Raw genomic sequence first — 11,832 nt, 5'->3', positions numbered from 1 at the left:
GGCGGGTGGCAGCTGACCGACATCCGGCGGTGACCGACTTCGCGGGCTCATGGACCCGGACGGCCGATTGCCGGCGGATCCACCCGACCGGACCCCTGCGCAAGGGCCGGGTGGTCCCCATGGGGGGTGGGGACCACTCTCGCGGCGCCCTCAGCGGCTGCTCAGAGGGGCCTCACGGGGTAATCCCCGGCCTGGTGAGGGACTGTCCGGCGACGTTCTGTGACAGGTATCACCGCTGAGGTGTGATCTGCGATTTAGGGACCCACGTCCCACGGCGATAACCTGCGAGACGGACATGCCGCGCGCTCGGACATCGTGTGCGCCACCCTTGTGACAGCGGACGTCACGTTGCCCTTCGCGGCACGCCCACGCAGACAACGAACCGCGAGATCACTGATAGGGACGGACGCGCGTGGACCTGTTCGAGTACCAGGCGAGGGACCTCTTCGCCAAGCACGGTGTACCGGTGCTGGCCGGTGAAGTCATTGACACGCCTGAGGCAGCCCGCGAGGCGACCGAGCGTCTTGGCGGCAAGTCCGTCGTCAAGGCCCAGGTGAAGGTCGGTGGCCGCGGCAAGGCCGGCGGCGTCAAGCTTGCCGCCACCCCGGACGAGGCCGTCGCCCGCGCGACGGACATTCTCGGCATGGACATCAAGGGCCACACGGTCCACAAGGTGATGATCGCCGAGACCGCGCCCGAGATCATCGAGGAGTACTACGTTTCGTACCTCCTCGACCGCACGAACCGCACCTTCCTCGCCATGGCGTCCGTTCAGGGCGGCGTGGAGATCGAGGTCGTCGCGGAAGAAAACCCCGAGGCCCTCGCGAAGGTCCCGGTCGACGCCAACGAAGGCGTGTCGATCGAGAAGGCCCGCGAGATCGTCGCCCAGGCGAAGTTCCCGGCCGAGGTGGCCGAGCAGGTCGCCGAGATCCTGGTGACGCTGTGGGACACCTTCATCAAGGAGGACGCCCTCCTCGTCGAGGTGAACCCGCTCGCCAAGGTCGCCTCCGGCAAGGTCATCGCCCTTGACGGCAAGGTGTCGCTGGACGAGAACGCCGAGTTCCGCCAGCCGGACCACGCCGCGCTCGAGGACAAGGAGTCGGCCAACCCGCTCGAGGCCGCCGCCAAGGCCAAGAACCTCAACTACGTCAAGCTCGACGGTGAGGTCGGCATCATCGGCAACGGCGCGGGTCTCGTCATGAGCACCCTCGACGTCGTCGCGTACGCCGGTGAGAACCACGGCGGGGTCAAGCCCGCCAACTTCCTCGACATCGGCGGTGGCGCCTCCGCCGCCGTCATGGCGAACGGCCTGGAGATCATCCTCGGCGACCCGGACGTCAAGTCCGTCTTCGTCAACGTCTTCGGTGGCATCACCGCCTGTGACGAGGTCGCCAACGGCATCGTCCAGGCGCTTCAGCTGCTCGCCGACAAGGGCGAGGAAGTCACCAAGCCGCTGGTCGTGCGTCTCGACGGCAACAACGCCGAGCTGGGTCGCCAGATCCTGTCGGACGCCAACCACCCGCTGGTCCAGCGCGTGGACACCATGGACGGCGCGGCCGACAAGGCCGCCGAACTCGCGGCTGCGAAGTAAGGGACGAGGGAAACAACCGCCATGGCTATCTTCCTCAACAAGGACAGCAAGGTCATCGTCCAGGGCATGACCGGTGCCACGGGTATGAAGCACACCAAGCTCATGCTCGCGGACGGGACGAACATCGTCGGTGGCGTGAACCCGCGCAAGGCGGGCACGTCCGTCGACATCGACGGCAACGAGATCCCCGTCTTCGGCACGGTCGCCGAGGCCATCGAGAAGACCGGCGCCAACGTGTCCGTCCTCTTCGTGCCGCCGGCCTTCGCCAAGGCCGCCGTCGTCGAGGCGATCGACGCGGAGATCCCCCTCGCGGTCGTCATCACCGAGGGCATCGCCGTCCACGACTCCGCCGCCTTCTGGGCGTACGCGAAGTCGAAGGGCAACAAGACCCGCATCATCGGCCCGAACTGCCCCGGTCTCATCACCCCGGGCCAGTCCAACGCCGGCATCATCCCGGGCGACATCACGAAGCCGGGCCGCATCGGCCTGGTCTCGAAGTCCGGCACGCTGACGTACCAGATGATGTACGAGCTCCGTGACATCGGCTTCTCGTCCGCCGTCGGCATCGGTGGCGACCCGGTCATCGGCACGACGCACATCGACGCGCTCGCCGCGTTCGAGGCCGACCCCGACACCGACCTGATCGTCATGATCGGCGAGATCGGCGGCGACGCCGAGGAGCGTGCGGCGGACTTCATCGCGAAGAACGTGACGAAGCCGGTCGTCGGCTACGTCGCCGGCTTCACCGCGCCCGAGGGCAAGACCATGGGCCATGCCGGCGCCATCGTCTCCGGCTCCTCCGGCACGGCCGCCGCGAAGAAGGAGGCCCTCGAGGCTGCGGGCGTCAAGGTCGGCAAGACGCCGACCGAGACGGCCAAGCTCGCGCGCGAGATCCTCGCCGGCTGAGCTGTCGCTCGACCGAACGCCGGTGGGCCCGCACCCTTTGGGGGTGCGGGCCCACCGGCGTTCTCCGTCCCGGACGTCAGCGGATCTCCGGGACCATCCGCTCGGGTCCGCTCACCTCTTGGGACCTCAGCCTGGCCCGCAGCCTCAGCTCCGCCGCGGAGAGCGGCCCGGGGGCGGCCCGGGGCGGCAGGCCGTGGATGGTCTCCGGCGGGGAGAGGGGAGCCTCGTAGTGGTCAGGGGCCGTGTCCAGCGTCAGGGCGGTCACCGCGATCAGCAGGACCGTGAAGGCGATGGCCGCCCGGGTCCACTGCTGGGCCCGGCGCTCGCCGTACCAGCGGACCGTGCGGGGCTTCGCCGCGCGCAGCCGCTCCGCGCTCGCGAGCTCGGCGAGCCGCCAGTGCAGATCCTCCGGCGACGCCAGCTCCGGCAGCCGCGCGGCGACGGCCTCGCGCGCGTGCAGCACCCGGTTGGCCGCCGCGGGCGTGCTCGCCTCCGTCTCGGCCGCGGTCTCCGGCAGCCCCAGCCCGACACCGTCGTAAAGCAGCAGGGTGCGCCGGTACACGGGCGGCAGTTCGAGGAGTACGTCGAGCAGCGCGCGGTCGGCGGCGCCGGCGGGCGGCGCCTCCGGGTGCCGGTAGCGCGGGCGCAGCCGATGCCAGGGGGAGAGCGCGTACTCGTAGGCCGTCGCGCGCACCCATCCGGCCGGGTCCCGGTCCACGGCGACCTCGGGCCAGCGGTACCAGGCCTGTTGGAACGCGCGTTCCACGGACTCGCGGGCCAGTTCGCGCCGCCCGGTCAGCAGATAGGCCTGTCGTACGAGGGCGGGGGCGCAGAACGCGTAGAGCGCGTCGAAGGCCTGAGCGGGCGTCAATGACGGCTCTGTGAGACCGGAGTCCCCGTCCTCCGCGAGCAACTCCCCGGCCCGCGCGGAACGCTTCCTGCCCCCGGCGGCCCGCTCCCCGCGGTCGGCGGACCGGGCCTCACGGGCCGTCCCCGTACGCGTCCCCGCCCCGGTCCCCGCTCCCACCAGCTCGGGGGTGATTTCCTCCTGACGGGCGTTCACCTCGGCCTGGGTGTGGGCCGGACCAGCGGTGAGCAGCCTCGCGTACGCTTCCCGCTTGCGGCCGCGCGGCGCCGAACGGCCGGTCTCCCACGAGCGCACCGTCGCCCGGCTGACGCCGAGCCGGGTGGCCACGTCGGCCTGGGTCAGCGACCGGTCCTCGCGCAGACGGCGGCGCTCCTTGGGCGCGGGCAGCGGGGTGGCGGGGCTCTGTTTCATGTCGGATCCCCCAGGGTGCCCCTTCGTACGGAAAAGTACATAACTGCATATTGAGCGACACATCCAGGGTTCGCCTGTTACGACGAGAAAGCGCGTGTCGTTGGGAGCATGAGGGCCGTGACTCAAATCACCGACCGCAGGCTCTCGTTGTCGCCCCTGCTCACCCGGATGCGCGACCGATCACCCGGACTGGCCGCGAGCCTCCTGGGCGGCGCCCTCGCCGCGGGGCTCGGACTCGGCTCGTTCGCCGTCCTCGTCATGGTGCTGTGGATCAGCTCGCCCTACCCGGACAGCGGGCCGGGCGGAGCGCTGCATGTCGCCGCCGCGCTCTGGCTGCTCGCCCACGGCGTGGAGTTGATCCGCACCGACACCCTGTCCGGCCTGCCGATGCCGGTGGGTGTGACACCGCTTCTCCTGCTCGCCCTCCCGGTCTGGCTGCTGCACCGGGCCGCGCGGGAGGCGGCCGATGTCACCTCTGGCGCGTCGCCGCGTACGGCGTGGGCCGGCGTCGTGGCCGGCTATCTGTCCGTCGGCTGGGCCGCCGCGCTGTACGCCTCGGGCGGGACGTTGCGCCCCTCCTGGACCTGGGCCGTGATCTGCCTGCCGCTGCTCGCGGTGATCGCCGCCGGAACGGGGGTCTGGACGGCGTACGGGCGCCCGTGGGGGCCGATGCCGTTCCGGAGGAAGCGGTTCGTGGAGCCACTTCCGCTCACCGGAGTGCGTCCGGTCCTGGCCGTGCGCCGTCTCGTCGCCGTGGACGACCGGGTGCTCGGCGGAGCGGCGCGGGCCGCCGCGGCCGGGGTCGCGGTCCTCGTCGGAGGCGGGGCGCTGCTCGTGGCGGCGTCGCTGGTCTGGCACGGCGACACGGCTCGCGCCTCGTTCGTCCAGCTCACCGGGGTGTGGTCGGGCCGGTTCGCCGTACTGCTGCTGTGTCTGGTCCTGGTGCCGAACGCGGCGGTGTGGGGGGCGGCGTACGGGCTCGGGCCCGGTGTCGTCCTGAGCGCCGGTCATGTCGCGGGACCGCTGACCGCGACCGTCGTGGGCACGCGCACGACGGCCGATCTGCTGACGGCGTTTCCGCTGCTCGCCGCGTTGCCGGGGGCCGGTTCCGGGGCGCCGCCGACCTGGCTGAGCGGGCTGGTGCCGGTGGCCGCCGCGGTGACGGTGGCGTGGTTCGTGGTGAAGGCGGGGGCCGTACGGGGGACCCCGGGCAGGGAGGAGCCCTGGTCGCACGGGCGGACGGTGGCCGTCGTCTCACTCGCCGCCGGATGGTGCGGCATCGCGCTCGGTGCGCTCGCCGGGCTGGCCGGGGGGCCGCTGGGCGTCGGCGCCCTGACCCATTTCGGGCCGGTGTGGTGGCAGGTGGGGCCCGCGACGGCGGTGTGGACGGCGGTCGTCGGGATTCCCGTCGCGGTGGGCGCGTCGGAGTGGAGGGACCGGGCGCGCGGGGCGGCGAAGGGCGCGGGTGTCCGCCGGGACGCGCGCGGAATCGGGCTGACTCCCCGGCTCCGGATGCCCCACTGGATGCCGGGGCGGACGGGCACCCCCTCGAGGCCGGTGCCGACACCGGTTCCGATGCAGGCGTGGCCGTCCACCGCGGCTCGGGAGGAACCCGCGGCCCGGGTCGAACCCGCGCTGCTGGAGTCCGTTCTTGAGGACTTCGACCCGTACGACCCCTACGACTCCTACGAGCCGTACGACCTTCTGCCGGGGGAGGCCACGGCCGTCGGGTGGCACGAGGAGACGTCGAGGGACACCCGCTGGGAGGCCCTGAAGAAGGCGAGCGGGCACGCCGAATCAGAGGATCCGGAGTACCCGGGACACCCGGAGGGCCCGGAGCACACGAAGGACTTCGAGATCCCGGAGGAGCCGGGGACTCCGACTGAGGGCGGGGCCGAGGACCCGGGCCGAGGTGGTCCGGGGACGGGTTCGCCCCTCTGATCCGGGACCGGGTCTCGCTCCGGCTGATCCGGGACCGGGTCTCGCCCCGGCTGATCCGGCGGGGTTCCCGGGAAGCCGGGTGGCGGACCGGTCTCCTGCCGGGCGGTGGCCCAGGGCAGGAGGCCGGTCGTCAGTTGTGGGTGCCCAGCAGTCCGCGCAGGTCCTTCGGGAGAAGGTCGTTGCAGGACTGCTTCGCGGCGTTCGTCAGGGCGTCGTTCGTACAGGAGTAGTAGTCGCTGTAGACGAGGTGGGCGGTGAAGATCCCGGCGACCATCACGATGGCCAGCGACGCGGTGACCATGCCGCTCACCGCGGCGGTCATCTGGGGGCGCATGTTCGGGTCGGGCGCCGGGGCGTCCGGGTCCGGCGTGCGCGCCTTGGAACGGAGCGCGCTGCCGCCCCAGTACAGCGCGAGCGAGCCGAGCAGCAGGGCCACGTACGGCCAGCCGAAGAGGACGAAGAAGAACGCCCACATGCCGGAGAGCAGTGCGTAACGGGCGCGGCGCTGGGCCGGGTCCGTGGGGTCCCAGCGCATGCCCCCACCGGGTTTGCCGCCGGGTCCTTCGGGACCGCCCTGCCCCTGCGGCGCGCCCGGCCGGTCGCCGAAGCCGCCGCCGTTCGAGGGACCGGGCTGCCGGTCGCTCCACTGGCTGCCCCAGGGGGAGTGCCCCGGGCCCTGCTCTCCGCCCGCGCCGTTCTCGCCAGAGCCCTGTCCGTGCCCTTGTCCGTGCCGGCGCGGCTGCCAGGGCTGGTCGGGTGTCCCCTCCGGCGGCGGCGCGAACGGATTGTCGTCCTGGTTCGAGGGAGCCGACGGGCCGGACGGGGGAGTGTCGGGCGCGTCGGGTCCGCGCTCCCCCGAGGGGCCGCCGCTTCCACCTGCCGAGCCGCCGCCGTTCCCGTCCGCGGAGCCGGGCCCGTCTGTGGAGCCGTCCCCGCTCGACCTCGGCGGGGTGGACGAAGGGCGCCGCTCGCGCAGCAGGAGCGGAGGGAGTCGGAGACTGCGGTCCGGCATCAGGTGAGCGTCTTCCCCTTGGTGGTTCTGGCAGGCGGCGTGTCCACACAGTTTCGCGCTCGCGACGCGCGCCCCGAGCCGGTCCTCCCGGGCTGACGCCTCGGGTCGGTCCGCCCGGACTGACGCCCCGAGCTTCGCACTCCGGACTCGCGCCCCGAGCTTCGTACCCCCGGACACGCGCCCCGGATGTCTCCGGGTCCCGTGCCGCGGGTGGTGTCGGGGCCGTGCCCCGAACGTTCGTCCTCGTCCCAGGTCAACGTCCCGCGCGCACGGGGCGTTCCCCGTGCCGCAGGTGTTCCCGGGTGGATCCTCCCCAGACGCTACCTTCCGGCCTCGCCCCCGTCCCGTGGGGGCCGCCCGGTGTGCCGGTATCGTTGCTGACGGTCGGCCGCTTCGTAGACTTCCCCGTATCCCGGGGCGCGAAGCATTCGTACGACCGTACAAACGCTCCCCCGAGAAAGGGCCCCCTCGTGGCCAAGACCAAGCGCCTCGTCGTGCTGGTCTCCGGATCAGGTACGAATCTGCAGGCACTGCTCGACGCCGTCGCGGAGGCGGGCTCAGCGGCCTACGGTGCCGAGATCGTGGCCGTCGGTGCCGACCGGGACGGTATCGAGGGACTCGCGCGGGCCGAGCGGGCCGGGCTCCCGACCTTCGTGTGCAAGGTCAGGGACCACGGCAGCCGGGACGAGTGGGACCAGGCGCTCGCCGAGGCGACCGCCGCTTACGAGCCCGATCTCGTCGTGTCCGCCGGGTTCATGAAGATCGTGGGGAAGGAATTCCTCGCCCGGTTCGGCGGACGGTTCGTCAACACCCATCCCGCGCTGCTCCCCAGTTTTCCCGGCGCCCACGGCGTCCGCGACGCGCTCGCGTACGGAGCCCGGGTCACCGGCTGCACCGTCCACTTCGTCGACGACGGGGTCGACACCGGACCGATCATCGCCCAGGGCGTGGTCGAGATCCGCAACGAGGACGACGAGAGCGCTCTGCACGAGCGCATCAAGGAAGTCGAGCGAAGGCTGCTCGTCGATGTCGTGGGGCGGCTCGCCCGCAACGGCTATCGCATTGAGGGACGAAAGGTAGTTATCCAGTGACCGCCGACAGCACAGTCACGGCCGAGAGCACCGAGGGCACCAAGCGGGTCATCCGTCGCGCGCTCGTCAGCGTGTACGACAAGACCGGTCTCGAGGAGCTGGCCCGCGGGCTGCACGCGGCCGGCGTCGAGCTCGTCTCCACCGGGTCCACCGCCGCGAAGATCGCCGCGACCGGTGTGCCCGTCACCAAGGTGGAGGAGCTGACCGGCTTCCCCGAGTGCCTGGACGGCCGGGTCAAGACACTGCACCCAAAGGTCCACGCCGGGATCCTCGCCGATCTGCGCCTCGAGAGCCACCGGCAGCAGCTCGCCGAGCTGGGCGTCGAGCCGTTCGACCTCGTCGTCGTCAACCTCTACCCGTTCCGGGAGACGGTCGAGTCCGGGGCGACCCCCGACGAGTGCGTCGAGCAGATCGACATCGGCGGTCCCTCGATGGTGCGCGCGGCCGCCAAGAACCACCCCTCCGTCGCCGTCGTCACCAGCCCCGACCGCTACGGCGACGTCCTCGCCGCGGTCCAGGGCGGCGGTTTCGACCTGCACACCCGCAAGCGGCTCGCAGCCGAGGCCTTCCAGCACACGGCCGCGTACGACGTCGCCGTCGCCTCCTGGTTCGCCTCCTCGTACGCGCCGGTCGACGACTCGCAGTTCCCCGACTTCCTGGGTGCCACCTGGGAGCGCGCGCACACGCTCCGCTACGGCGAGAACCCGCACCAGCCCGCCGCCCTCTACACCTCCGGCACGGGCGGTCTCGCCGAGGCCGAGCAGCTGCACGGCAAGGAGATGTCGTACAACAACTACACGGACACGGATGCCGCGCGCCGTGCCGCGTACGACCACGAGGACCCCTGCGTCGCGATCATCAAGCACGCCAACCCGTGCGGGATCGCCGTCGCGTCGAACGTCGCCGAGGCGCACCGCAAGGCGCACGCCTGTGACCCGCTGTCCGCGTTCGGCGGTGTGATCGCCGTCAACCGGCCGGTCACCAAGGAGATGGCCGAGCAGGTCGCGGAGATCTTCACCGAGGTCATCGTCGCGCCCGAGTACGAGGACGGCGCCCTCGAGGCCCTCACCAAGAAGAAGAACATCCGCGTGCTGCGGGCCCACAAAGCCCCGGCGGCCCCCGTCGAGATCAAGCCCGTCGACGGCGGCGCGCTGCTCCAGGTCGCCGACCGGCTCCAGGCCCCCGGCGACAACCCGGCGAGCTGGACCCTGGCGACCGGTGACGCCCTGCGCGAGGGCGAGCTCGACGAGCTGGCCTTCGCGTGGCGCGCCTGCCGTGCGGTGAAGTCCAACGCCATCCTGCTCGCCAAGGACGGCGCCTCGGTCGGCGTCGGCATGGGCCAGGTCAACCGCGTCGACTCCGCGAAGCTCGCGGTCGAGCGGGCCGGCGCCGAGCGCGCCCGTGGCTCCTACGCCGCCTCGGACGCGTTCTTCCCGTTCCCCGACGGCCTGGAGATCCTCGCCGACGCGGGCGTCAAGGCCGTGGTCCAGCCCGGCGGTTCGGTCCGCGACGAGCTGGTCGTGGAGGCCGCGAAGAAGGCCGGCGTCACGATGTATTTCACCGGGACGCGGCACTTCTTCCACTGATCCCGGACCCGCGCCGAGCCCGTCCGCTTACGGGATTCGGCGTGGGCGGCGCAAGCACCAGGGCCGTGTCTCCCCTGTACGGGGTGAGACACGGCCCTTGATGTGCGTGACGCGAACGGCTCGATGAACTGTTACGTGCGGTGAACGGCCCGGATGCACGGACGGTTCGGTGGTGTGGATGGTGTGGATGTTCGGCGGTACGAACGGTTCGCCGGCGCGGACGGTTCTGCTGTGGGGACGATCCGCTCAGTAGCGCGGACGGTTGAACCACGCGACGCCGGACGGCACGATCATCGCCGCCGCCATCACACCGCCGAAGCCGATCCACAGCAGCGCGAACACCAGCGACGCGGAGGAGTTGGCGTTCGCCGCGGAGATCAGGCCGAGGAAGCCGAACAGGGAGCCCAGGATGCCGTAGACCATGGTGGTGATCCGGACGCCCTGCCCGCCTCTGGTGAACTTGACTCCCAGCGTGATCGACAGACCCGCGAGGGCGAGGAAGAGCAGCGCTATGACGAGGACGATGCCCGCGGAGTCGTGGCCGAGGTCGGAGAGGCCGTTGTTGCCGAAGGTGTCCTCGCCGGCATTGGACGCGTCGTTGATGGTGGCGGCGCCGAAGATCGCGAAGATGCCGATGAGGACCTGCACGCCCGCGACGATGTAGAGCAGCACGCGGGCGGTGGTCATCAGGCCCGGCATGGTCTGCGGCATCATGTTGCCGCCCGGGTAGCCGGGGTACGCGGGCTGCTGCGGGTAGCCGTAGCCCTGCGGGGGCACGTTGGGCGGGGCCTGCGGGTACCCGTAACCGGGAGCTCCCGGCGGCGCGGTTGGAGGCTGCTGCGGCGGCGGGCCGTAGGGGTTGTTCGGGTCGCCGAAACTCATGGCGGGTTTCCTCCGTTGCCTTGTGCGGGGACTACGCGCGGCACGGTTCGGAGGAATTTCTACAGAGCGGTCCGTCCCCCCGGTACTGCCCGCGACACTGTGTGCTCATCGTTCTTTAGCAGACTCTTACTTGTCCAGCGCCATTCCGTATGTGTTGTCCAAGTGCAACATGAGTGATCATGGCCGGATACGGGCGAATCGGGCACCGGAAGGCCACTATGGGCCCGGATTGGAACCTGGACCGCGTCATCCGGGAGGATGGGGGTCATGACCGCCCAGATTCTCGATGGCAAGGCCACCGCAGCCGCGATCAAGTCCGACCTGACCGTCCGCGTGGCGGCCCTGAAGGAGAAGGGCGTCACGCCCGGCCTCGGGACGGTCCTGGTCGGGGACGACCCCGGAAGCCAGAAGTACGTCGCGGGCAAGCACCGCGACTGCGCCCAGGTGGGTATCGCCTCCATCCAGCGCGAACTGCCCGCGACCGCCACGCAGGAAGAGATCGAGGCGGTGGTCCGCGAGCTGAACGAGGACCCTGTCTGCACCGGCTACATCGTCCAGCTGCCGCTTCCCAAGGGCATCGACGAGAACCGCATCCTGGAACTGATGGACCCGGACAAGGACGCGGACGGCCTGCACCCGATGAACCTCGGGCGTCTCGTCCTCAACGAGCCCGCCCCGCTGCCCTGCACCCCCAACGGTGTCCTCACGCTCCTGCGTCGCTACGGCGTGGAGATCAAGGGCGCCGAGGTCGTGGTCGTCGGCCGCGGTGTGACCATCGGGCGTCCGATGCCACTGCTGCTGACGCGGCGCAGCGAGAACGCCACGGTCACCCAGTGCCACACCGGTACCCGTGACCTCTCCGCGCACCTCAAGCGCGCCGACATCATCGTCGCCGCCGCTGGCTCCGCGCACCTCATCCGGGCCGAGGACGTGAAGCCGGGCGCCGCCGTCCTGGACGTCGGTGTCTCGCGCAGCGCCGAGGGCAAGATCGTCGGCGACGTCCACCCGGACGTCGCCGAGGTCGCCGCCTGGATCTCCCCGAACCCGGGCGGTGTCGGCCCGATGACCCGCGCCCAGCTGCTCGTCAACGTGGTGGAAGCGGCGGAACGCAGTGTCGGCTGACGGCACCACCCCCGAGTCCGAGGACGGCGCGGCGCGCGGCGCGCGAGGCGCCACCGAGTCGGCCGTACGGGAGGCGGAGAGCACTCTGCGCGACGCCGTCACCGGGGCGCGTACCTCTGCCTCCACCTCCGGGTCCACCTCTGCCTCCGCTTCCGCGGGAGCAGGGGCTGGGACGGGCGCAGAGGGCGACTCCGTGGCACGGGGCGCGGACGGCCGGGCCACCGAGCCCGGGGCGCGTGCCACGGCCGCTGGGCGGACCGAGTCCGAGAAGGAGAGCGAGATCGAGGCCGAGTTGAAGACTGAGGTCGGGTCCGGGGCTGAGGCGGAGGCTGAGGTCGTGTCTGGGCCCGAGGTGGAGGCTGAGGTCGGGTCTGCGTCCGAGGCGGAGGCTGAGGTCGGGTCTGGGCCTGGGTCCGGGGCCG

9 protein-coding genes are annotated in these 11,832 nt (G+C 71.5%); 6 read left to right on the top strand and 3 right to left on the bottom strand.

The annotated features are described in order from the left end of the window. The first annotated feature begins 412 nt into the window (after positions 1 to 412). Positions 413 to 1,591 (top strand): ADP-forming succinate--CoA ligase subunit beta, encoded by a 1,179-nt coding sequence (sucC, locus tag ACFYR3_RS09510; RefSeq protein WP_355844192.1) that lies wholly within the window; start codon positions 413 to 415, stop codon positions 1,589 to 1,591. Between the two features lie 21 nt (positions 1,592 to 1,612). Further along, the gene (gene sucD / locus ACFYR3_RS09505) at positions 1,613 to 2,497 is read left to right on the top strand and encodes a succinate--CoA ligase subunit alpha (protein ID WP_329301294.1); all 885 of its coding nucleotides are present in this window, start codon (positions 1,613 to 1,615) and stop codon (positions 2,495 to 2,497) included. Between the two features lie 76 nt (positions 2,498 to 2,573). Here sucD and ACFYR3_RS09500 read toward each other — a convergent pair whose 3' ends face one another. Then, a complete protein-coding gene (locus tag ACFYR3_RS09500; protein WP_389282268.1) occupies positions 2,574 to 3,776 on the bottom strand; it encodes a helix-turn-helix domain-containing protein in 1,203 nt (400 codons plus the stop codon). 108 nt (positions 3,777 to 3,884) lie between these two features. On the opposite strand from ACFYR3_RS09500, the gene ACFYR3_RS09495 reads away from it, so the two are divergent. Beyond that, positions 3,885 to 5,717 carry a DUF6350 family protein gene (locus ACFYR3_RS09495; protein ID WP_389282266.1) on the top strand — a complete coding sequence of 611 codons (1,833 nt, stop codon included), beginning with the start codon at positions 3,885 to 3,887 and terminating at the stop codon, positions 5,715 to 5,717. Between the two features lie 130 nt (positions 5,718 to 5,847). Here the strand turns inward: ACFYR3_RS09495 and ACFYR3_RS09490 are convergent, their stop codons facing one another. Next, the gene (locus tag ACFYR3_RS09490; protein ID WP_355844201.1) at positions 5,848 to 6,729 is read right to left on the bottom strand and encodes a hypothetical protein; all 882 of its coding nucleotides are present in this window, start codon (positions 6,727 to 6,729) and stop codon (positions 5,848 to 5,850) included. A gap of 470 nt (positions 6,730 to 7,199) precedes the next feature. On the opposite strand from ACFYR3_RS09490, the gene purN reads away from it, so the two are divergent. Together purN and purH are read left to right on the top strand one after the other, a co-directional pair. Further along, complete coding sequence (purN, locus tag ACFYR3_RS09485) at positions 7,200 to 7,820, top strand: phosphoribosylglycinamide formyltransferase (RefSeq protein WP_355844204.1); 621 nt, start codon at positions 7,200 to 7,202, stop codon at positions 7,818 to 7,820. Then, a complete protein-coding gene (purH, locus tag ACFYR3_RS09480; RefSeq protein WP_355844206.1) occupies positions 7,817 to 9,406 on the top strand; it encodes a bifunctional phosphoribosylaminoimidazolecarboxamide formyltransferase/IMP cyclohydrolase in 1,590 nt (529 codons plus the stop codon). Before purN ends, purH begins: the two co-directional genes overlap by 4 nt. 246 nt (positions 9,407 to 9,652) lie before the next feature. On the opposite strand, the gene ACFYR3_RS09475 is transcribed toward purH, so the two are convergent. Beyond that, entirely contained in the window at positions 9,653 to 10,288 is a 636-nt protein-coding gene (locus tag ACFYR3_RS09475) for a hypothetical protein (RefSeq protein ID WP_355844209.1), read from the bottom strand. 267 nt (positions 10,289 to 10,555) lie between these two features. Here ACFYR3_RS09475 and ACFYR3_RS09470 point away from each other — a divergent pair, with 267 nt between their 5' ends. Continuing rightward, positions 10,556 to 11,410, top strand: coding sequence for a bifunctional methylenetetrahydrofolate dehydrogenase/methenyltetrahydrofolate cyclohydrolase (locus tag ACFYR3_RS09470; protein ID WP_389282263.1), 855 nt, complete (start codon positions 10,556 to 10,558; stop codon positions 11,408 to 11,410). Positions 11,411 to 11,832: the final 422 nt, after the last annotated feature.

It is taken from the genome of Streptomyces sp. NPDC005784 (assembly GCF_042871525.1).
In the GTDB taxonomy this organism is placed as follows: Bacteria; Actinomycetota; Actinomycetes; order Streptomycetales; family Streptomycetaceae; genus Streptomyces.
This window is presented reverse-complemented; position numbering and strand designations above follow the sequence as displayed.

Excerpts from the sequence above, each read along its gene's own strand:
- sucD (WP_329301294.1), top strand. The coding sequence starts at position 1,613 with ATGGCTATCTTCCTCAACAAGGACAGCAAGGTCATCGTCCAGGGCATG.
- ACFYR3_RS09500 (WP_389282268.1), bottom strand. The coding sequence starts at position 3,776 with ATGAAACAGAGCCCCGCCACCCCGCTGCCCGCGCCCAAGGAGCGCCGC.
- ACFYR3_RS09495 (WP_389282266.1), top strand. The coding sequence starts at position 3,885 with ATGAGGGCCGTGACTCAAATCACCGACCGCAGGCTCTCGTTGTCGCCC.
- ACFYR3_RS09490 (WP_355844201.1), bottom strand. The coding sequence starts at position 6,729 with ATGCCGGACCGCAGTCTCCGACTCCCTCCGCTCCTGCTGCGCGAGCGG.
- ACFYR3_RS09475 (WP_355844209.1), bottom strand. The coding sequence starts at position 10,288 with ATGAGTTTCGGCGACCCGAACAACCCCTACGGCCCGCCGCCGCAGCAG.
- ACFYR3_RS09470 (WP_389282263.1), top strand. The coding sequence starts at position 10,556 with ATGACCGCCCAGATTCTCGATGGCAAGGCCACCGCAGCCGCGATCAAG.